The organism is Rhodococcus sp. S3, from assembly GCF_058211795.1.
This window is the reverse complement of the sequence record NZ_CM177074.1, coordinates 4405806-4426520: the sequence shown is the minus strand read 5'-3', so window position 1 is coordinate 4426520 and position 20715 is coordinate 4405806. Positions and strand designations below refer to the sequence as shown.

General features: G+C 67.4%; 19 protein-coding genes, 1 tRNA gene and 1 pseudogene. 11 read left to right on the top strand and 10 right to left on the bottom strand.

The genetic code is table 11. The features are described from left to right. Positions 1-37 precede the first annotated feature (37 nt). A complete protein-coding gene (locus AC0LPE_RS20430) occupies positions 38-3349 on the bottom strand; it encodes a bifunctional proline dehydrogenase/L-glutamate gamma-semialdehyde dehydrogenase (protein ID WP_490605112.1) in 3312 nt (1103 codons plus the stop codon). A 129-nt stretch (positions 3350-3478) separates the two neighbouring features. On the opposite strand from AC0LPE_RS20430, the gene AC0LPE_RS20425 reads away from it, so the two are divergent. Further along, positions 3479-4315: a DUF1206 domain-containing protein gene (locus AC0LPE_RS20425; protein WP_490605111.1), complete on the top strand. Its 837-nt coding sequence runs from the start codon at positions 3479-3481 to the stop codon at positions 4313-4315. 3 nt (positions 4316-4318) lie between these two features. Here the strand turns inward: AC0LPE_RS20425 and AC0LPE_RS20420 are convergent, their stop codons facing one another. Further along, entirely contained in the window at positions 4319-4750 is a 432-nt protein-coding gene (locus tag AC0LPE_RS20420; protein ID WP_490605110.1) for a hypothetical protein, read from the bottom strand. A 240-nt stretch (positions 4751-4990) separates the two neighbouring features. Between AC0LPE_RS20420 and AC0LPE_RS20415 the strand changes: the two genes are divergently transcribed. Further along, positions 4991-5497 carry a VOC family protein gene (locus AC0LPE_RS20415; protein WP_490605109.1) on the top strand — a complete coding sequence of 169 codons (507 nt, stop codon included), beginning with the start codon at positions 4991-4993 and terminating at the stop codon, positions 5495-5497. Between the two features lie 92 nt (positions 5498-5589). Here AC0LPE_RS20415 and AC0LPE_RS20410 read toward each other — a convergent pair whose 3' ends face one another. Then, complete coding sequence (locus AC0LPE_RS20410; RefSeq protein WP_064851718.1) at positions 5590-6012, bottom strand: hypothetical protein; 423 nt, start codon at positions 6010-6012, stop codon at positions 5590-5592. Positions 6013-6112: 100 nt separating this feature from the next. Here AC0LPE_RS20410 and AC0LPE_RS20405 point away from each other — a divergent pair, with 100 nt between their 5' ends. Then, positions 6113-6355 carry a DUF2630 family protein gene (locus AC0LPE_RS20405; protein ID WP_006552644.1) on the top strand — a complete coding sequence of 81 codons (243 nt, stop codon included), beginning with the start codon at positions 6113-6115 and terminating at the stop codon, positions 6353-6355. Between the two features lie 30 nt (positions 6356-6385). Here the strand turns inward: AC0LPE_RS20405 and AC0LPE_RS20400 are convergent. Then, a pseudogene (locus tag AC0LPE_RS20400) lies at positions 6386-6547 on the bottom strand (alpha/beta fold hydrolase); the annotation flags it as partial. 214 nt (positions 6548-6761) lie between these two features. Here AC0LPE_RS20400 and ahpC point away from each other — a divergent pair. The 3 genes from ahpC (at position 6762) to AC0LPE_RS20385 (ending at position 9801) form a co-directional block, all read left to right on the top strand. Further along, entirely contained in the window at positions 6762-7325 is a 564-nt protein-coding gene (gene ahpC, locus AC0LPE_RS20395; RefSeq protein ID WP_016696227.1) for an alkyl hydroperoxide reductase subunit C, read from the top strand. A 146-nt stretch (positions 7326-7471) separates the two neighbouring features. Further along, on the top strand, positions 7472-9067 hold the full coding sequence (gene ahpF / locus AC0LPE_RS20390; protein ID WP_160874076.1) for an alkyl hydroperoxide reductase subunit F: 1596 nt from the start codon (positions 7472-7474) through the stop codon (positions 9065-9067). A gap of 242 nt (positions 9068-9309) precedes the next feature. Beyond that, positions 9310-9801, top strand: coding sequence for a gluconokinase (locus AC0LPE_RS20385; RefSeq protein ID WP_372462908.1), 492 nt, complete (start codon positions 9310-9312; stop codon positions 9799-9801). 91 nt (positions 9802-9892) lie between these two features. Here the strand turns inward: AC0LPE_RS20385 and AC0LPE_RS20380 are convergent. Together AC0LPE_RS20380 and AC0LPE_RS20375 are read right to left on the bottom strand one after the other, a co-directional pair. Next, positions 9893-9963 (bottom strand) — tRNA-Gly (locus tag AC0LPE_RS20380). 87 nt (positions 9964-10050) lie between these two features. Continuing rightward, on the bottom strand, positions 10051-10875 hold the full coding sequence (locus AC0LPE_RS20375; RefSeq protein WP_088897986.1) for an oxygenase MpaB family protein: 825 nt from the start codon (positions 10873-10875) through the stop codon (positions 10051-10053). Between the two features lie 109 nt (positions 10876-10984). Between AC0LPE_RS20375 and AC0LPE_RS20370 the strand changes: the two genes are divergently transcribed. The 4 genes from AC0LPE_RS20370 (at position 10985) to AC0LPE_RS20355 (ending at position 14071) form a co-directional block, all read left to right on the top strand. Beyond that, positions 10985-11620 (top strand): TetR/AcrR family transcriptional regulator, encoded by a 636-nt coding sequence (locus AC0LPE_RS20370; protein ID WP_088897904.1) that lies wholly within the window; start codon positions 10985-10987, stop codon positions 11618-11620. Positions 11621-11654: 34 nt separating this feature from the next. Next, positions 11655-12245, top strand: a complete 591-nt coding sequence (gene dcd, locus AC0LPE_RS20365; RefSeq protein WP_016696219.1) for a dCTP deaminase — start codon at positions 11655-11657, stop codon at positions 12243-12245. Between the two features lie 79 nt (positions 12246-12324). After that, complete coding sequence (locus tag AC0LPE_RS20360) at positions 12325-12951, top strand: DUF5995 family protein (RefSeq protein ID WP_490605108.1); 627 nt, start codon at positions 12325-12327, stop codon at positions 12949-12951. A gap of 55 nt (positions 12952-13006) precedes the next feature. Then, positions 13007-14071: a beta-mannosidase gene (locus tag AC0LPE_RS20355; RefSeq protein ID WP_443209889.1), complete on the top strand. Its 1065-nt coding sequence runs from the start codon at positions 13007-13009 to the stop codon at positions 14069-14071. Here the strand turns inward: AC0LPE_RS20355 and AC0LPE_RS20350 are convergent. From AC0LPE_RS20350 to AC0LPE_RS20335, 4 genes are read right to left on the bottom strand one after another with little or no spacing between them, the layout of a single operon-like run. Then, positions 14063-15709: a glycosyltransferase family 39 protein gene (locus AC0LPE_RS20350; protein ID WP_172414923.1), complete on the bottom strand. Its 1647-nt coding sequence runs from the start codon at positions 15707-15709 to the stop codon at positions 14063-14065. The genes AC0LPE_RS20355 and AC0LPE_RS20350 overlap by 9 nt on opposite strands. Then, positions 15706-17181: a glycosyltransferase gene (locus AC0LPE_RS20345; RefSeq protein WP_490605107.1), complete on the bottom strand. Its 1476-nt coding sequence runs from the start codon at positions 17179-17181 to the stop codon at positions 15706-15708. Before AC0LPE_RS20345 ends, AC0LPE_RS20350 begins: the two co-directional genes overlap by 4 nt. Then, the gene (locus tag AC0LPE_RS20340) at positions 17166-18650 is read right to left on the bottom strand and encodes a hypothetical protein (RefSeq protein WP_490605106.1); all 1485 of its coding nucleotides are present in this window, start codon (positions 18648-18650) and stop codon (positions 17166-17168) included. The genes AC0LPE_RS20345 and AC0LPE_RS20340 overlap by 16 nt, the downstream gene beginning before the upstream one ends. Before the next feature lie 5 nt (positions 18651-18655). Beyond that, positions 18656-19336: a hypothetical protein gene (locus AC0LPE_RS20335; protein WP_490605105.1), complete on the bottom strand. Its 681-nt coding sequence runs from the start codon at positions 19334-19336 to the stop codon at positions 18656-18658. A gap of 295 nt (positions 19337-19631) precedes the next feature. Between AC0LPE_RS20335 and AC0LPE_RS20330 the strand changes: the two genes are divergently transcribed. Next, complete coding sequence (locus AC0LPE_RS20330) at positions 19632-20297, top strand: hypothetical protein (RefSeq protein WP_490605104.1); 666 nt, start codon at positions 19632-19634, stop codon at positions 20295-20297. The last annotated feature ends 418 nt before the right edge of the window (positions 20298-20715 follow it).

Sequence of the window (20715 nt, the reverse complement as noted above, 5' to 3'; positions counted from 1 at the left end):
TCACAGGGCTTCGGCAGAACCGCTTCGGGGTTTGTTTTCAGATGATCTCGTCGGTGAGCCGGTGCGGTGTGCCGAATCGATGAGCGGTGATCGTGACGGACTGTTCGGCCAGGAACGGCAACATTTCGATTCGTCCGGATCCGGTCACCGGATGGTCGAACACCGCGACGTCGCATCGGGTGTTCCATTCGGCGGGTGGCGCTGCGCCGATCAGACGGACGCGCGCCGGGGCCACGTCGACGATCCGTTCCTCCCATTCCGCATCACTCTCCACGCGCACGCGACCGTCGAAACGTGCTGTATTCGAGCATCTTACGAGATCGACGTCGAAAGCCGAAGAGATTTCCACCGGCGCGCCGGCCCGGGCCGCGGCGCCGAGCACGCGCACGAGTTCGTCGGGCCGACCCGCCTCGCCGAGGCGTACGTGTGTGCGAACGGGCCGGTACCGGAACAGGTTCCGCTCCGCCGTCAATCCCGTGACATCTTGTGCCACAGCGAATTCCGACGTCCACGCTCGCTCGTCGTCGTCGAACGCCCGGCGCAGCGCGTCCTCGTCCCAGGTGCACGGTTCCCAGGAGCCGAAGCCGAAGAGGTAGTTCGGCCCACCCGCCTTGAAGCCCGCGCCCACCGACGACTTCTTCCAACCACCGAAGGGCTGCCGTCGCACAATGGCACCGGTGATACCACGGTTGACGTACAGATTCCCGGCCTGCACCCGATCGAGCCAGCGGGCGATCTCGTCGGGGTCCAGCGAGTGAAGACCTGCCGTGAGTCCGTAATCCACCTCGTTCTGGATCGCGATCGCCTCGTCCAGGTCGGCCGCGGTCATCACCCCCAGCACCGGACCGAAGAACTCGACGAGATGCGTGCGCGACCCGCGTCGCACCCCGGTGCGCACGCCGGGTGTCCACAGCCGGCCCTCCTCGTCGAGCCGGCGCGGTTCGACGAGCCACGACTCGCCGTCCTCGAGTTCGGTGAGAGCGGTGAGCAGTTTGCCCTGCGCCGGTTCGATCAACGGCCCCATACGGGTTCGCGGATCGTGCGCGGGACCGACCGGCAGTGACCGCACCGCGTCGACGAGTTGGTCGCGGAACCGGCGGGAGGTCGCCACGGAGCCGACGAGGATCACGAGCGACGCCGCCGAGCACTTCTGCCCGGCATGCCCGAACGCCGACTGCACGACGTCGCGCACCGCCAGATCCGGATCGGCGCTCGGCGTCACGACGATCGCGTTCTTGCCGCTCGTCTCCGCCAGCAGCCGCCTCCCCGGACGCAGCGAACGGAACAGCTCGGCGGTCTCGTAGGCGCCGGTGAGCACCACCCGGTCGACGCGGGGATCGGAGACGAGCTTCGTGCCCAGCGACCGTTCGTCGGCGTGGACGAGATGCAGGACGTCGCGGGGCACACCGGCATCCCACATCGCCTCGGCGAGCACCGACCCGCATCGCGCCGTGAGGGTCGCGGGCTTGAGGACCACAGCCGAACCGGACGCCAGCGCCCCGAGCGTCGATCCCGCCGGGATCGCGACCGGGAAGTTCCACGGCGGCGTCACGACGGTGAGGGTCGACGGCACGAACCGCGCACCGTCGATCTCGTCGAGCGCGCGGGCCCGCTCGGCGTAGTACCGCGCGAAGTCGATCGCTTCCGAGACCTCCGGATCGGACTGGTCGAGCGTCTTACCGCCCTCGGCCGCCATCACCTCGAGCAGATCGGCGCGCCGCGCCTCGAGCACATCGGCCACCTGTTCGAGGATCCGTGCGCGTTCGGCACCGCTGCGGGCACCCCAGACACGACCGGCCGCGTTCGCGTCGACCAGCACGCGCTCGAGGTCGTCCTCGGAGGAGAGGGTGTGGGCGCGCACGGTGTCGATACCGAGTTTCGACGACGGCACCCGCTCGAGGATGCGGCGCCCCCACTCCCGGTTCTGCGGCAGGGACGGATCGGTGTCCGGCGTGTTCGTGAACACCGGCGGCGCAGGGGTGGGAGGACCCTGCCGGTTCTGCGTGCGGTTGGGGAAGGGGACGCTGTCGTCGAGCGCCGCCACCGACGCACGGAACCGCTGCTCCTCGCGTCCGAACAGGGCGGGATCGTCGGCCAGATCGAACACCGCCGACATGAAATTCTCCTGCCCCGAACCCTCGTCGAGCCGACGCACCAGATACGAGATCGCGACGTCGAACTCGTCGGGGCGGACGACGGGTGTGTAGAGCAACAGGCTGCCGACGTGTCGACGGATCACCTCGGCCTGGCTCTGCGCCATGCCGAGGAGCATCTCGAAGTCGATCCCGTTGCGCACCTGCCGGCGACCGGCGAGCTCCCACGCGTAGGCGATGTCGAAGAGATTGTGCCCGGCCACCCCGATCCGCACGTTCTCGATCCGCTCGGGCGTGAACGCGTAGTGCAGCAGCCGCTTGTAGTTCGTATCGGTCTCCTGCTTGGTGCTCCACGTCGCGAGCGGCCATCCGTGCAGCGACGCGTCGACCCGTTCCATCGGCAGGTTGGCGCCCTTGACCACCCGGATCTTGATCGCGGCGCCGCCGCCTGCGCGTCGCGCCGCCGCCCACCGCTGCAGTTCGATCATGGCGGTCAGGGCGTCGGGCAGATACGCCTGCAGCACGATTCCGGCCTCGAGATGGAGGAACTCGGGACGGTCGAGCAGCGTCGTGAACGCCGCGACCGTCACGTCCAGGTCGTGGTACTCCTCCATGTCGAGATTGACGAACTTCGGCGTCGGCGAGGTCGCGGCGAGACGGTACAGCGGGGTGAGCCGCTCGACGATGTCCGCGACGGTCTCGTCGAACGCCCATGGCGAGTGCGGCGCGACGGCCGCCGAGACCTTGAGCGAGACGTAGTCGACGTCGTCACGTGCCAGCAACGCATGGGTGCCCTCGAAACGGCGACGCGCCTCGGCCTCGCCGAGGACGGCTTCGCCCAGCAGGTTGAGGTTGAGCCGGATGCCGGGTCGTTGCAGTCGTGCGATGGCCCGGCCCAGCGCGGCATCGTCGGTGTCGACGACGAGGTGCCCCACCATCGCCCGCAGCGCGCGACGCGCGGCGGGGACGACGAGGTGCGGGAAGCGGGGACCGATCGCGCCGCCCGCCCGCACGGCCGCGCGGAGATGGACGGGAAGGAAATCCGGTATGTTCCGGGACAATTCGGCCAGGGCGTGCGCCGCGGTCGCCGGATCCTCGGGGCGGATGACCTCGTCGACGAAGCGCACGGTGAACTCGAGTCCGTGGGGGTCCTTCAGGACGTCGGCGAGGTGGCGGGCCGCACGGTCGGGCGCGACTTCCGACGATTCCTCCACCCACCGGCGGGCCAGGGCGACAGCATCCTCGACGATCCGCACGATGCGCCTCCGATCGACGGCGTTTCGAACCTGACGCCAATCTACCCACCGGAGCCGGTTCGCGTTTGCGGTCCGCGGTCTCGGGAATACAGCCCGAAGGGGACAGTCCCGACCGATGAGGAGACGAGAGTGAACCGTCAGGCCCCCGCGTCGCGTGGCGCGGCGACATCCGCCGAGCGCGTCGCGCAAAACGGTGTGTTCGAGAAGTTCGCCCGTGCCGGCTACGTCGGCAGTGGCATCGTGCACCTGCTCATCGGCTACCTCGCGATCAGGGTCGCGTTCGGTCGCGGCGAGCAGGAGGCGTCGCAGTCCGGTGCGATGGCGGAGTTGGGCGAGCAGCCCGGCGGGAAGATCGCGTTGTGGATCGCCGTCGTCGTATTCGTGATGATGGGCCTGTGGCGGTTCGCCGAGGCCGCCTTCGGTAAGGCGTCCGAGCCTGAGCAGCCCGACGCCGACATGAAGGACAAGGCGTTCGACCGGTTCAAGGCCGCCTGCGTCGGTGTCGTCTACCTCGCCTTCGCGTACACCGCGTTCGGGTTCGCCCGCGGCAGCGGCAAGTCCAGTGGTGAACAGAACGCGGGACTGACGGCGAAGCTGCTGCAGTCCGGCGCCGGCAAGTTCGTCCTCGTCGTCGCGGGACTCGTCATCCTCGGTGTGGGCGCTTACCACGTCTACAAGGGTGCGTCGAAGAACTTCGTCGACGATCTGAAGAGCCACCCGAGCACGTTCGTGAAACGTCTCGGGCTTGTCGGTTACGTCGCGAAGGGTCTCGCGCTCGGTCTCGTCGGTGTTCTGGTGATCGTCGCGGTCTTCCAGGCCGACCCGCAGAAGGCAGCGGGCCTCGACGGTGCTCTGAAGACGTTGGGCTCGCAGCCTTTCGGCACGGTGCTGCTCGTCCTGATGGGACTCGGTATCGCGGTCTACGGCCTCTACAGCTTCGTCATGGCGCGCGACGCGAAGATGTGACGCTCAGTCGTCGTCCGCGTCGTCGAACCAGAAGGACTCGGTCGCGACGTAGTGGAGGGTCGGTGGGCCGGGCAGGTCGAACTCGATCGCGCCCACCGGCCGGAGCTCTCCGTCGTTGTCCTCGCAACTGGCGGTCGCGATGTTGGGTCCTGCGGCGATCCCGGTGAACTCGAGGGTCTGGTAGTTCGCTCCGAAGATCTCGGCGGTTCCGGACTCGCCGGTGCCGAGCGCCGCGACGCAGATGAAGGGGTGGTCCTCGTCCGGTGGAGAGGTGTACATCAGCTTCACCAGCACGGTGTCTCCGCGGGTGCTGGCGGTCCACAATCCTCGGGTGTCGGTGTCCGCCGCTGCGCTCGCGGCGGGTGCGAAACCGGCGAGCAGTGCGAGCGGTGCGAGCAACGAGACCGTCGCACGCAGGGTCCTGCGATGGTTCATGGGATCTCCTCGGAACCGCGTTGAGCCCCCGACACATTCATCGTCCGCACCCGATATCTGCGGGAACGGGCGAATCGGATGTTCGTGAAGAAGACGTGACGGCGACGAGATCGTCGTACCCGGTCCGTGACTCCCCGGGTCACGAAGTGCTACCACCTGGGCCAAACTAGTTGACAACGCAACTAGTGGGGATCATCCTGGTGGTTGAGAATGCAACTACACCGGGAAGAAGGTGGACCGATGATTGCCGACGAGCAGCAGCGCTCCGAGGAATTCGGGCGTCGGCGTGCACTCATCCGCGACGCGCACCTGAAGCCCGCCGACGCGCGCCCGCAGTCGTCGGCGCGGGGGCTGCACCACACTGCGCTGATCAGCAGCGACGTCGAACGGACCGTGCGCTTCTACCAGGATCTCCTCGAGTTCCCGCTGACGGAGCTGATCGAGAACCGCGACTATCCCGGCTCCTCGCACTTCTTCTTCGACATCGGCAACGGCAATCTGCTGGCTTTCTTCGACTTCCCCGGTCTCGACGTCGGCCCCTATCGGGAGGTCTTCGGCGGTCTGCACCACATCGCGATCAGCGTCGCCCTTCCCGCCTGGGAGCGCTTGCGCGACAAGCTGATCGACGCAGGTGTCGAGCTCGTCGAACACAGCGACGTCTCGTTGTACTTCCGCGACCCCGACGGAGCCCGCCTCGAACTCATCGCCGACCCGCTCGGCGAGATGTACGGCTCGAAGGTGCTCTAGCGCGAAGCTCTAGCACGGGGTAAGGGGAGGTTGTGTGCGTGTCCGTCTACCGGACACGCACACAACCTCCCCTTCGTCTGTTCGCCGAACTCCTACTCGACGATCGGGAAGATCGACTCCCCGTCCTCGGGGGCGCCGCTGATCTGACCGCGGTCGACACGCGAATCCTGCACGATCACCCCGTCGACCTCGTCGGCGAGTTTCGAGTCCTCGGGGGCGCCGGTGGTGGCGTCGTCGATCACCTCGTCGACGTCCTCGGTGAGCTCGTCCTCCGGTGTCGCCGCGACAGGCTTGTCCAGCGGCTCAGCGGGTTCGACGTCGGGTTCCTCCTCGGCGAGGCGCTGGTCCAGCGACTCGCCTTCTTGCTCTTCACGCTGGGTCGTTCCGAACTTGTCGGCGCCGCTCCAGTCCTCGGGCGGGTCGACGACCTCGTCGCCGTCGTCGTTCCGCACTTCGTCGGCGTCGAGGCCTTCGCTGGGGCTGAGGGTGTCGCCGGGACCGTCTTCGATGCTCATGTCGAGGAGATACCCGGCCGGCCCGGTGCGAAACCGGCGGCGGTTTCACTCCTGCCGGATGAGGCTATGCCGACGGAACACCACATCGAGGGAGTTTCCCATGGACGAGAACGAACTCTTCCAGCACATCGAGAAGCTGGTGGACGAAGAGAAGACACTGCGCTCACGAACCGGCGCGGACGGTCCGAGCGACGAGGACCTGCAGCGGCTGGCCGCTGTCGAGAAGAGGCTCGACCAGTGCTGGGACCTGCTGCGGCAGCGTCGCGCGAAGGCCGAGTTCGGCGACGACCCGGACGACGCCCAGGCGCGGCCGGTCGACGAGGTCGAGTCCTACCGACAGTAGGGCGCCGACGGTGGGTCGACCGTTCTGCTTCGGCGACGAACCGTAGCCGGGTAGTTCGGCGTTCAGCACGTCGAAGTGCTCGGCGAGGTGCGGGACGAGGGTGGAGAAGTCGTTCATCGTGGCGCCGATCCCGTGCAGGAGGGGTAGGGGTTCACCGGATCCGGTGCGGCGGTAGCTCGGTCGTGAGTGCATCGGTTCCATCTTTCCCTTCCGGACGGGCCGGAGTGCTCTGTCGCAAAGGCTGTGTGTTCTGTCACATTCGTGAGGAAGGAAAAGCAACGACCTGGCCGAATGCCGTGTTATAGCCCTTGCTTATCGAATTTCTAGAAACTATCGATTGGCACAATTAATAGTTCGCGGATAACGTCGAAGCCGTCAACCCCATCGAGACGAGTGAGGTTTCTACATGTCGCTGATCAACAAGAAGATCAAGCCCTTCAAGGCCGAGGCTTTCAAGGACGGCGCCTTCGTGACCGTGTCCGACGAGGACATCAAGGGCAAGTGGGCGATCTTCTTCTTCTACCCCGCAGACTTCACGTTCGTCTGCCCGACGGAGCTTGGCGACCTCGCGGACCACTACGAGGAGCTGCAGAAGCTCGGCGTCGAGGTCTTCTCCGTCTCGACCGACACGCACTTCACGCACAAGGCGTGGCACGGCTCGTCCGAGACCATCGGCAAGATCAAGTACGCCATGATCGGTGACCCGACCCTGCAGATCAGCACCGACTTCGAGGTCCTCCGTGAGGATCAGGGCCTCGCCGACCGCGGCACCTTCCTGGTCGACCCGGACGGCGTCGTCCAGTTCACCGAGGTCACCGCTGAGGGCATCGGCCGCAACGCCGCCGAGCTCGTCCGCAAGGTCAAGGCCGCTCAGTACGTCCGCAACCACCCGGGTGAGGTCTGCCCGGCCAAGTGGGAAGAGGGCGACGACACCCTCGCTCCGTCGCTGGAGCTCGTCGGCAAGATCTGATTCGTCGACGGAAATTCGTTCCGGTGGCACGGGATCGAACGTCCCGTGCCACCGGGCACCGTCCGGGTCCGCTCGGCTCGAGCTGAGAAGTTCGCCGACTCCCATCTCTTCCGGTCACAGTTCTTCCACCTCTGGAGTGAATCCTCATGCTCGACGCCTCCCTCGCCGCCCAGTTGAAGTCCCTTCTCGAAAAGGTCACCCAGCCGATCGAGCTCGTGTCGTCCCTCGACGACCGGCCGAAGTCGAAGGAACTCGCCGATCTCCTCGATCAGATCGCCGGCATGTCCGATCTGGTCACCCATGTGCGCGACGGTGAAGCCACCCGTCGCCCCTCCTTCCTGATCCGCCGGGTCGGCACCGACATCGCGGTCGAGTTCGCGGGTATCCCGCTCGGCCACGAGTTCACCTCCCTCGTGCTCGCCCTGCTGCAGGTCGGCGGCCACCCCTCGAAGGAGGCCGTGGAACTGCTCGAGCAGGTGCGCGATCTCGAGGGCGACTTCCACTTCGAGACCTACTTCTCGCTGTCGTGCCAGAACTGCCCCGACGTGGTGCAGGCCCTGAACGTGATGTGCGTGACCAACTCGCGCATCAAGCACACCGCGATCGAAGGCTCCCTCTTCCAGGACGAGGTCGACGCACGTCAGGTCATGGCCGTGCCGACCGTCTTCCTCAACGGTGAGCTGTTCGGCTCCGGACGCATGAACCTCGAGCAGATCGTCGGCAAGCTCGACAGCGGCTCCGCCGAGCGCACCGCCGCCGCGATCAGCGAGAAGGATCCCTTCGACGTCCTCGTCGTCGGTGGTGGCCCCGCCGGCGCGACCGCCGCGATCTACGCCTCCCGCAAGGGAATCCGCACCGGTGTTCTCGCCGAGCGTTTCGGCGGCCAGGTGCTCGACACCATGGCCATCGAGAACTTCTCCTCCGTCCCCTACACGGAGGGCCCGAAGTTCGCCGCCGAGCTCGAGAACCACGTGCGCCAGTACGACGTCGACATCATGAACGTCCAGAAGGCCTCGAAGCTCACCCCGGCCCCCACCGAGGGTGGTCTCGTGGAGGTCGAGCTCGAGAGCGGTGCCCGGTTGCTCTCGCGCAGCGTCGTTCTCGCGACAGGTGCCCGTTGGCGCGCGATGAACGTGCCGGGTGAGCAGGAGTACCGCAACAAGGGCGTCACCTACTGCCCGCACTGCGACGGCCCGCTGTTCAAGGGCAAGCGCGTCGCGGTCATCGGTGGCGGCAACTCCGGTGTCGAGGCCGCGATCGACCTCGCCGGCGTCGTCGCCCACGTGACGCTCATCGAGTTCGACTCGGTCCTGCGCGCCGACGAGGTGCTGCAGCGCAAGCTCCGCAGCCTGCCCAACGTCGACATCGTCGTCAGCGCCCTCACCACCGAGGTCCTCGGCGACGGTTCGAAGGTCACCGGCCTGACCTACACCGACCGCACCACCGACGAGTCGCGCACCCTCGAGCTCGACGGCGTGTTCGTCCAGATCGGTCTGCTGCCCAACACCGAGTGGCTCTCCGGCACCGTCGAACTCAGCCCGCGCGGCGAGATCGTCGTCGACGACCACGGTCGCACCTCGGTGCCCGGCGTGTTCGCCGCCGGCGACTGCACGACCGTCCCGTACAAGCAGATCATCGTCTCCGCAGGTGCGGGTGCGACGGCCGCGCTCGGCGCGTTCGACCACCTCATCCGCACGAGCGCCCCGGCCCAGGCCGAGGAAGCGGTCGCCGCGACCGTCTAGGCGTCACTGCAGCCCCGTGGCCGTCACCCTTCCGGGTGGCGGCCACGCTGCTTTGTCGGGGGAGGTCGTTGCCGAGAATCTCGCGGAAACCGCCCACATTCTCCCCCAATTCACCCGCGGCAAGCCCCACCGAGCAGGTGCCCTACGCCGATTACGCGTCGTACCTGGAGTGAACTTCGGGGAGGTTGTGGCCGGGAATTTCGACGAGAGCGACCACAACCTCCCCGAAGTTACGATGTGGCATGGCTGTTGTGGTGATGGGCGTCAGTGGATGTGGCAAAACGACTTTCGCGAGGCAGCTCGCGGACGCGATCGGCGGAGCCTTCATCGAAGCGGACGACTATCACAGCGACGCGTCGATCGAGAAGATGCGCTCGGGGCGTGCGCTCGACGACGACGATCGTGAGCCCTGGTTGCGTGCGGTCGCCGAGGCCGCAGCCGACAGCGACGAGACCCCGGTGGTCGCGTGCTCGGCACTGAAGCGGTCGTACCGCGACATTCTGCGGGCCGGCACCCCGGCCGTCTTCCTGCATCTGGATGTGCCCGTCGACGTCGTGCGGTCCAGGGTCCGCGGACGCGGCGGCCACTTCTTCTCCGAGTCGCTGGTGGCGTCGCAGTTCGAGACGCTCGAGCCGTTGGGACCCGACGAGGACGGCGTCACCCTGGACGCGACCCGCTCACTTCCCGAACTCCTCGACACGGCCCGCGCGTACCTCGAAGGCCCGTCGAGGTAGGTGTTGTTGTCGAAGAACGCGAAAAAATCGACAACAACGACGGACTCGATACGACGAAGGCCCCGACCGTGTGGTCGGGGCCTTCGCCGAGAGCCGATGACGGGAATCGAACCCGCGTATTCAGCTTGGGAAGCTGATGTTCTACCATTGAACTACATCGGCACGCTGGGCTTTTGCCGATTCTCACCGACTCCGGCCCGAGCTTTCGGAGCAAACTGTAGCAGACTCTCAGGGTCGATCGCGGGACCCCTAGACCAGGGATCGGCCCGTCCGGATCCGCCACCGCATGTCGGCCAGCAGCACGCGGTAGGGCAGCTCCCGCACCGCGACCGGCAGCCTCTTGTTCACCACACCGAGAGCTCGCATGACGCGGTCGAAGCGACGCTGGTCGCTCGGCGTCCACGGCAGCAGCATCTGCTCGCGGAACAGCTGCGGCAGGAAGCCGGCGGTGAAGAACAGGTTGAGCTTGCCGAACAGGGCCGGGACGGGCTGGGGCAGGAACTCGATCCGGGCGATCGACAGCAGGTGCTCGCGGATCGTGTCGTCGATCTTCACCTTGTGGAGGTTGTCCTCCCAGTACTGCTCGAACGCCGCGCGGTCCTTCGGCCACATGTGCTGCGGCACCTGCAGTGTCGTGCCGAAGGTCGCGCCGTTCTGATAGAAGTACTCGATCGCGTCGTCGGGGATCGGCCCGTACAGCGCGCGGTGCACGTCCTCGAACCCGCGGTAGATGCACGACGCCACCCACAGCTGCAGTTCCGGGTCCATCGCGTTGTATTCGACCGGGCTCGACTCGGTGGAGCGCACCTGCGCGTGGGCCTTGTTGACGCCGCGACGGAACAGGCGCTTCTCGTCATCGGTGCCGCGTGCTGCAACGGCGAGATAGGTGAGGGTGGTGCGGGTGCGCTTGATCGGGTGGTCGAACAGCCGTCCCGACTCCACGCGCGACTCGTAGACGCCGTAGCCGACACCGGGCCACGACAGCTGCATGATGATGTTCGCTGCTCCGGCGGCCAGGCCGAGCCCGTCCATCGTGTCGTCCAGGCCGACGGGCTTGTCGACGGTCGTCGTCATCGGATGTCCCTCCATCGTTCGAAGTGACCACGACTGTACTCAGATGCGCGCCGACGGTAAAGACCGGAGGTTGCGCGGAACGGAGACCGGACGCTGCGAAGATAGGGGTATGGCAACTGGACGGCTCTACGGTGGACGCGCAGGCGAGGAACGACAGGCCGATCGGCGAGCGCAGCTGATCGAGGCCGGTCTCGACCTCCTCGGAGCTGCCGACGGCGAAGCCACGCTGTCGGTGCGCGGTGTCTGCAAGCGCGCCGGTCTGGCGTCGCGCTACTTCTACGAGAGCTTCGCCGACCGCGACGAGCTCACCGGTGCCGTCTACGACCACGTCGTCCAGCGCATCGCCGAGAGCACCCTCGCCGCCGTGACCTCGGCACCCGCCGCCGACGACCGCGCGATCGTGCGGGCCTGCGTCGAGAACATCGTCCGCGAGATCGACGAGGACCCGCGGCTCGGCCGCATGCTGTTCTCCGTCAGCCAGGCCAACACGCAGCTGGCGAAGCGGCGCCTCGACTCGACCCGCATGTTCGCCGGCCTGGTCACCGCTCAGGCCGAGAACATCTACGCCATCACCCCGAGCCCCCGGCTCGACCTCGCGGCGCACTATGTCGTCGGCGGACTCGCCCAGGCGCTGACGGCCTGGCTCGACGGCACCGTGCCGCTGAGCCACGACGATGTCGTCGAGGAGTGCACCGAACTGCTGCTCACGATGTCGACGCAACTGCGGCGTGACTCGGCCACGTAGAAACCCTCGACCGGGAGATTGTTAACCTCTACTCGTGCTGCTCTCCGATCGCGACATCCGCGCTCAGATCGCCTCCGGGCATCTGGGCATCGACCCGTTCGATCCGGAGCTCGTGCAGCCGTCGAGTGTCGACGTCAAACTCGACAGCCTGTTCCGCGTCTTCAACAACACGCGCTACACGCACATCGACCCGGCGAAGCAGCAGGACGAACTGACGTCGCTCGTGCAGGTGCCCGAGGGCGAGCCGTTCGTGCTGCACCCCGGCGAGTTCGTGCTCGGGTCGACGATGGAACGGTGCACCCTGCCGGCCGATCTCGCCGGCCGCCTCGAAGGCAAGTCGTCGCTGGGCCGGCTCGGTCTGCTCACGCACTCGACGGCCGGGTTCATCGACCCGGGCTTCGACGGGCACATCACCCTCGAGCTGTCCAACGTCGCGAACCTGCCGATCACGCTGTGGCCGGGCATGAAGATCGGTCAGCTGTGCCTGTTCCGGCTGACGAGCCCCGCTGAGCACCCCTACGGCAGCGCGAAGGTCGGGTCCAAGTACCAGGGCCAGCGCGGGCCCACGCCGTCGAAGGCGTACCTGAACTTCGTGCACAAGCACCCCGACGCGCGTCCCAGCTAGTTCTTCCCCGCCCCGCGGTTCTTTCCGGGACGGCAGCTGCGGGTCCACAATGATCCTCATCCGCACGGAGGAGGGGACCGTGGCGCTGCACGCGAACGACATCGACGAGGTGATCGGGATCCTCGACGGCATCGTCGACGAGACCGCGAAGAGCGGTGATCCGCGGGGATGTTTCGCGGCCGTCTACCGGCAGATGACCCTGGCGGTGAAGGCCGGCGTCTTCGCGGACAAGGACCGCATGAACAGTATCGACACCCTGTTCGCGAACCGCTACTTCGAGGCCTACGAAGCGGCCACACCGACCAGGGCGTGGCAGATCGCGTTCGATGCCACGAAACAGGGCCGGCTGATCGTGCTGCAGCACCTGCTGCTGGGCATCATCGCGGGGGTGATGCCGAAGGTGCGCGACGCCATCGAGTCGTTCTCGCCCCTGATCAAGATCCTCGAACCGGTCGACGCGGTGCACCCGGTCCTCGACTTCGCCTTCGACCGCGCGCGGGACAACGCGTGGGTATGGGCCGAGATGCTGTCGCAGATGGATGCGAACCTGCGCCCCGCTGCGATCGACGTCCTCGACCGGAACGTCGCCGTGCTCGGCAGGGTCATCGCACGCCCCGACCCGCTGACGTCGGCCCTCGTCGGCCTCGTTCACAACACCGAGAGCAAGGACATGCGCCGGATCATCCGGACCCTCGACAACCTCTGACGACCCGATGTCCGGATGCCTGCGTACACGGCTCCGTGGCGGTCAATCTCTGGACGTGCGCGTCGCTGCGGTCGCCACCGCCCTGCTGCTCCTGCTCGCGGCCTGCGCGCAGGACACTTCGTCGCGCCCCTCGCCTCCCGAGGATCTGCCGGTGGTGCGTGCCGACGGCGACCGTCTCGTTCTCGACGACCGGACGTGGTGGCCCGCCGGACTCAACGCCTACCAGCTCGGCACCCGCTGGGAGGTCAACCAGGGATGCGGTGCCCAGGTGGATCTCGACGAGTTCTTCGGCACGCTGGCGCCGCGTTCGATCGTGCGTTTCGACGCCTTCCAGTCCCACGCCGTGCACCGGATCGGCGGCACGCTCGACTTCACGGCCCTCGATGCCGTCTTCGACGCCGCCGAGCGGCACAGGGTGTATCTGATCCCGGTTCTCGCCCCGCAGGACAGCGATTGCGACGCGGGTGGATACAAGCAGGCGGACTGGTACGACACCGGTTGGCGCGACCCGCTACCCGGTCATGTACTCGCCTACGACGACTGGGTCGCGACGGCCGTCGAGCGGTGGGGGTCGTCGCCGGCGGTGGCGATGTGGGACCTGATCGGCGAACCCGAGACCGCGACCTGCACCGACGACGAGTGCACCCTCGAACTGCGCGAGTGCCTGCCCGGTGGCGCCCGGCTGCTCCGCACCTGGATCGACGACGCGGCCGCCATCGTCCGTGAGCACGACCCGGACCGGCTCGTCACCGTGGGCACCATCGGAGGCGACCAGTGCGGTTCGGCCGGAGACGATTTCGCGATCGTCACCGGCTCCGAGCAGCTCGACGTCGTGCAGTATCACGACTACGACGACGCGCAGTTCCTCGAGCAGCGGCTCGACGGGTTGTCGAAGCCGATGCTCGTCGCCGAACTCGGTGTCCGGGCCGGTTCGTGCCGCACCGCGAACGAACGTGCCGATATCGTCGACCGCACGCTCACGCAATACCGCGACCTCGGGGCGGACGGCGCACTGATGTGGTCATTCGTCCCCGACCCGCGACCGGACGAGTGCACCTACGACGTCGGCCCGGACGACCCGGTCCACTACGTCCTACGGCGTCACCACCGCTCAGGGTGAATCACGGTCGAGGACCCGGAAGAGTCGCCAGTCGGGTTGGTCGGCACCGTCGTTGGGGATCTCGAGTTCGAGCAGCGCTATGTCGCTGCCGGTCTCGTAGATGGTGGGGTAGCGGCGGTTGACGGCATCCGATGTTCCCCGGCCCTCGTTGGGGACGGTGAGGATGTACTCGACCCCGGAGGCGGAGGGACGGTTGAGCACGGCCGTGAAGTCGGCATCCGAGGGGATGACGAACGTCTCGGGGCGTTCGGTGGCCGAGAAGATCGCGAACCCGTAGACCGTGTCCATCAGTACCGAGCCCGGCGGCAGGTCCATCGCGTCGAGATAATCGGCGATGCGTCGTTCGGTGGAGAACGCCGCGATCACCCGTCGCTGCTGCTCGCGCACCTCGGACGGATCGTCGTCGTCCGGGAACAGCACCGTGCGCAACGCGTGCTGTTCCTGCGACAGGGTGGGCGAGCCCATCGCAACGAAGGTGACGGGCAGACTGCACACCAGGAGCGTCGCGCCCAACGGTGCCGCGCCGCTGCGGTCCTCCGTCCTCGGAACGGCGTGCGGTCCGGGGCGTCGTGCCGTGAGCAGTCCGCGTCGCGGAGCCAGCTGTACGACCCACACCGCGAGCAGCGGGATCGCGCAGATGTAGAAGCGCAGGAACGGGAACGTCATTCCGCGCGCATAGGACAGGGCCGCGAATCCCAGGACCGCGCCGAAGACGACGAACGGCACGAGCGGTTCGAGATCGCGTCGCCGCCACGCGAGCACCGCCACGACCGGGATCAGCAGCGGAAGTGCCGGTCCGAGCACGACGGTCTCGGCGAGCGAGAACGCGATCGCACCGAGCCCGCCCGACGACCCGCCACCGCTCTGCTCGAGGATGGCGGCGTTGCCGTAGGCCGAGGTGAACTGCGCGAGCCATTCGCCGGTGACGAGCCAGCTCGTCACGACGAACGCGACGAAGGCCAACGCGAGGGGGGAGGCGACGAGGATCGCGTCCATGATCGCCGGCTGCCATCCCGAGCCGGGAGCGTAGCGGCGCGACCGGTACCGGACGAGCAGTGCGACGAAGACCGTCACCGCCCCGCCGACGGCCAACGCGTCGTACCGCGCGAGATACGCCAGTGCCAGGGCGATTCCGGCCAGCGCCAGGTCGTGGATGTCGTCGGTGTTGCACCAGCGGATCAAACGACGCGCGGCCCAGCACAATGCGAACAGGAACGGCGCCTCGCTCATGCCGTTCGCCCCGTAGTAGACGATCATCGGGTTCAGGGCGAACACCGCCGTCACCGTCCACACGAACCACGGCGCGCAGCCGCGATCACACGCGATCCGGTGGATCTGCACCGCCGCGCCGGCCATGAACGGTGCCGACATGAGCACCGCCGTGACCGCATAGGCGGACAGCGAGGGGAACCACGCCGACAGTCCCGTGAGGGGCACCTGGACGAGGGCGGTGAGCGGCGTGAACACGAACCCGATGGCGGCGAGGTGCGGGTCGCGGCTGAGCAGCACCGACCGCGCGGCGCTGACACGGCTGAGCGAATCACCCTGGTAGTACTGCACGTCCAGCGCGAGCCACAGTCCCACCACCAGATAGATCAGGCAGGCGGTCCAGAACACCCACGCGCTGCGGGCCCTCACGACGACAACCCGTGGAAGGTCTTCTCCCAGCAGGAAGGATTACGGATGAGCTGATAGGTGCCCTTGATCGCCGCGATCGACATGAGCACCCAGTAGAACGGCACGGTCAGGCACGGCCACCACAGGTTCGCGTGCCCGGTCTCTCGGCACGCCACGAAGTTCATGTACATCACGGCGACGTTGCCGAACACGAGCGAGATCAGCGCGGGGAAGTAGGCGTACCAGGGGAAGATCTCCTCGATCAGTGCCGCCTGCCCGAGTAGCCACGCCAGCGTCGTCATCCAGAACACCATGTTCAGGCAGGCGATGATCGGCGTGCCCGCGAGCAGGGTCGTGAAACGCAGCATCCCCGCGGTGCCGATCACCCGCCACAACTGCACGGGCCGGCGCATGTGGACCAGCCAGGTCTGCAGATAGCCCTTGTACCAACGGGATCGCTGCCGCACCCAGTTGATCGGATCGCTGTTCGCCTCCTCGAGTGTGGTCGAGTCGAGAACTGCGGTGGAGTAACCGGATTCGGCGATCCGCACGCCGAGATCGGCGTCCTCTGTGACGTTGTACGGATCCCACGCACCGATCTCGTCGAACACCGACCGGCGGATGTGGTTCGACGTGCCTCCCAGCGGGATCGGCGACTGCGACTTCATCAATCCGGGCAGGATGAAGTTGAACCACAGTGCGTAGTCGGCGGTGAACCAGCCGGTCAGCAGATTCTGGGTTCCGTTGTGGAAGGCCAGTTTCGCCTGCACGCATGCCACGTCGTCGCCGAGACGGTCGAAGACGACGACCACCCGGCGCAGCTGCAACGGCTCCGGCAGATCCTCGGCGTCGAAGATCGTCACGATCTCACCGGTCGTGAAGTGCAGACCGTAGTTGCACGCCTTCGGTTTCGTGCGCGGGTCGGCGGCCGGGACGAGCAGGATCTCGACACTCTCGCCGAGCCCGGCCTTCTCCGCGGCCTCGATGGTGACGGTGTCGTCCTCCTCGAGCAACAACAGCACCTGGAGCATGTCGGCCGGATAGTCGAGCGCGGCCATCGCGGCGAGCAGGTCGCCGACCACCTCGGGTTCGTTGTAAGCGGGGACGAGCACCGTGTACGGCGGTAGCTGGTCGTCGGTGAGGGCGAGTGCTTCCTCGTCGTCGACGATGAACTGCGCGTCGCGTGCCATGCCACGGGTGAACAGCAGCAGCCGGTCGGCGAGGGTCGCGATGTACCCGAAGGTGCACAGCACGGTGAAGACGATCAGGGTCGGTTTCGTCGCCACGACGAGCGCGAGCACGAAGGCCGCGGCGAGCGCGAATCCGAGATGTTTCTGCCACGGCACGAACGCAACCGACGCCGACGAGACGGGGCTGCGTTCGCGCAGTCCGTGCACCGCCTCGTGGAGGGCGGCGGTCCGGTAGGCGTCGAACTCCGCGGTGCCCTCGGGTGGAACATCGTGTCCGGAGCCGACGTTCACTCGCCCTGCCATTGTGCCTCCACGAGTTCGCGACCCACTTCGATCAGCATGGAACGGTCCTTGTACTCGGGTTCGGTGTCCTCGACGGTGCCGTTGCCGCGCAACAGCACCCGCAGCAGCGTGCGCGCATTGGTGGCGGTGTTCGGTTCGGGTTGCAGGAAAGGCGCGTCGAGTTCGTGGTTGTCCACCGTCAGCAGGCTCACCCGTTGGGCGACGGTGTCGCTGCGGGTCCACACGAAGCTGAGCAGGCTCCATGTCAGGAGCAGGTTGTCGTCGACGACGGTGAAGTATTCGGCGGTCACCCCGTGCCCCAGATCGACGTACTCCTTGGGGCTCACGCGCGACCTGCCGAGTTCGTACATCGACTCGGCGGGGTAGACCGCGAACGCGTTCGGGCTGCGCACCTGCAGTGTCTGCACGGCGACGGTGCGCGGACGCAGCAGACGGTCCCAGTCCGGATTCGGTTCCTCCGCACGGATCACCTGCCGGCGCAGCACCGATCCCTGGCGGAAGTAGGCACGGGGCCAGTCGTAGTCGACGGACGACAACTGCATCCATCCGGCCGGGACGATCTGTGTGGCGGTGCCCGAATAGGGCGGCCCTTCCGACACGGGGGTCAGTCGCTGGTCGGGCAGCGGCATGAGCGCCGCGAGCAGCGCGGCCACCACGACGCACAGGGCTCCCCGCACCGCCTGGGGAATCGACACCGGATTCGGCGGCAGCGTGCGCGGGGCGAGCCCGCGATAGGTCCACAGGTAGGCGCCTGCACCGACGACCAGCGTCGCGATCACCGCCGGCACGTACTGGGACACGGCGATGGACGCGTCCGGCCACTGCTGATCGATCAGGATGAGCACGAAAAGGCCGGTCACGAATGTCGCGGAGCCGTAGAAGAATCCGCGGGCCCGGGTGCGCCGCGTCGCGAGTCCGATGGCCGTGGCGGCGAGCACGAGCGTGACCTGTCCCGCGGCGAGCTTCGTGCCCCCGGCCTCGACGAGCACGATCCGGTAGAGCACGGGCGAGCTCAGGAAGAGCATCGCCCACGCCTGCCAGTACGCCGCCGTCACGCGCAGGCCGAACATCGCGACGCACGCCCCGCACACGAACACCCACGCGGCGAGCACGTCGAGGTGCCTCACCTGATAGTTCGTCGCGTAGCGCGGCATCAGCAGCCCCTTGATCGCGAGGGCGATCAGCAGCAGGAGCACCGACGTGATGATGTCGGTCTGCCGGTCGTGGATCGGCAGTTCGTTCTTCCGTTGCCGCGTGATGCCGATCGCGACGATCGCGACGAGCGGCGGCACGATGAGGACGTAACCGCCCGTGGTGCCGGTGCGGATCTCGTCGATCAACTGCAGCCACGTGGAGTGGAAGGCGATGACGGTCGCGGCGACGATCACGATCCACCGGCGGGTGGTGTGCCGCAACGCGCTCGTGAAGAACCGCTCGGTGAACGACGGCTGCTCCACTGTCGCGGTCACGGTGTTCACCGTGACTGCGGGCGGCGCCGGGTGCGCGACCACACCGCGGCACCCGCCGCGCCGACGACGAGCAGGACGACACCCGCGACGACCACCGCGGTCACAGTGCTGTCCGATCCCGACGACGGCGCGTCGAGGTCGTCGTCCTGGCTCCGGGGATCGATCAGGGAGATCGGATCGCGGTCGGGTGCGGTGAACAGCACGCTGCCCTCGAGTTCGAACCAGCGATCGGGCTCGGCGGAGAGCCAGTCGAGCGTCCGGTCGAGTTCCTCGGGAGCACCGGTCGACGTGGCGACCAGCACGGTGCGTCCGTCGTCCCGCACGACCTGCAGCGAGGCGAAGTCCACCTCGGTGCCGAAGGTGAGGCTGGTGCTCTCGCCGTCGGCGTTGCGGACCTCGAACCGGCGGTCCTCGGTGCGGACGAGCGGCAGCTGCGACTGCAGATCTTCGGGGAGGAGGCCGTTCGCGTCCACGATCACTGCCGGTCCCGACGAGGCGAGCGCTTCGTCGATCGTCACCCATTCGGGGTCGAGCGGACGGCTGGTGAGCGACTGGAGTCCGGCAATGATTTCGACGGCGCGGGAGACGTCGACGAGACTGCGGTCGGAGGTCGCGACGTCGACCTTCGGCATCAGCGTCTGGGGCAGCGACGGGGAGCGGGGGATCCGCGAGCGTGCTGAAGACACGACTGTCACCGTCGATGCGCAGGGTGACGGGTTGCTGGCGACCGCACTGCTGCTGCGCGCCGGTGGTGCGGAGTTCGACTCTGACGTCGGTGAGCCGCCCGAGGGCCGAGTTCGGAACCGTGACGACACGGTCGATGACGCCGCTCCCGTCGGCCGCCCATGAGTCGAGCGTGATGTCGCCGGCGGAGACGGTGATCGACCCGCCCTGGGTGGCGGGGAGCGGGGTGTAGGAGCCCTGCAGGTCGATGCTCACGTCGCGCACCGGCCGGCCGAACTCGGTCTGGTCGAGGAAGAGGTGCACGTCCGCGATGCCGAGGCTGCTCGTCTCGAGATCGGACACCCGCAGGTCGTACAGGGTGGCCGAGTCGGACGGGAGGATGGGGCGGGTCTCGAACGCACCGACGGCGACGTCGGAGGCGACAGCGAAGCCGGACAGGGCGCTGGTGATCAGGCGTCCCTGGTCGAGGAGGGTCTCCGCGTCGCCGCGGACGTACAGGGCGGGCGGCCCGTCGGGCACCGGCACGACCTCCGCACCCGTCTCCTCGCCCTCGCTGACGACGATCTGCCGGACGAACGGGGTGTCGGCGGCGGGAGGAACGCCGTTCGCCGGGAGCTCACGTACGTCCACGGGCACCTGCCGGCCGGAGTAGCGGGCGCTCACGGTCGCCGCGAGGTCGAGGGCGACGCTCGCCTCGGCGTCCGTGGGTTCCTCGGCCAGATACAGCTCGAGGCGATCGAGGACCGGCGGGAGGTAGTCGGCGACCGCCTGCGGCGCCTCGGGGGTGCCCGCGTACCGGACCACACCGTCGCGCAGACGTACCGAACCCAGCGTCCAGTCGTCGGGACAGATGTTGTCGACGGCGACCAGGTGCAGATCGAGCGAGATCACCGCGGCGTCGTTCTCCACCTTCGCCCCGGCGAGCGGGATCGACAGCGGCACGATGGCGCCGCCGGGCGGTAGTTCCACGCGCGTGAGCAGGCGCCCGTCCGAGACGACGTCGATCCATCCGCGCGCGACGTTCGTGGGCAGTTCGGCGGTGGTGTCGAGGAAAGCGGGAGTATTTCCGGCCGGGACCGGAAATGTGAGCGTGGCGACATCGGAATTGCCGCGGAATTCGATGTTCGGCCCGAGTCCTAGATTGCGGGTCGGGAATGGACCTCGCCCGGAGGCGTCGGTTCCGTCGGCTCGAGATCCTGCGCTGCAGCGGTAATCGGGTTCGCGCACAACGTCATCGAGGCAGCAAGGGCCAGCATGAGGGCACGACGGGAACGGCGACCGGTTCGGGGGGATGTCACTCGAACAGCGTATTGCGTCCGATCACGAGAATATTGCAGACGCGGCGATAATTCGGTGTGACGTTGCGCTGTTGTAACGGAAC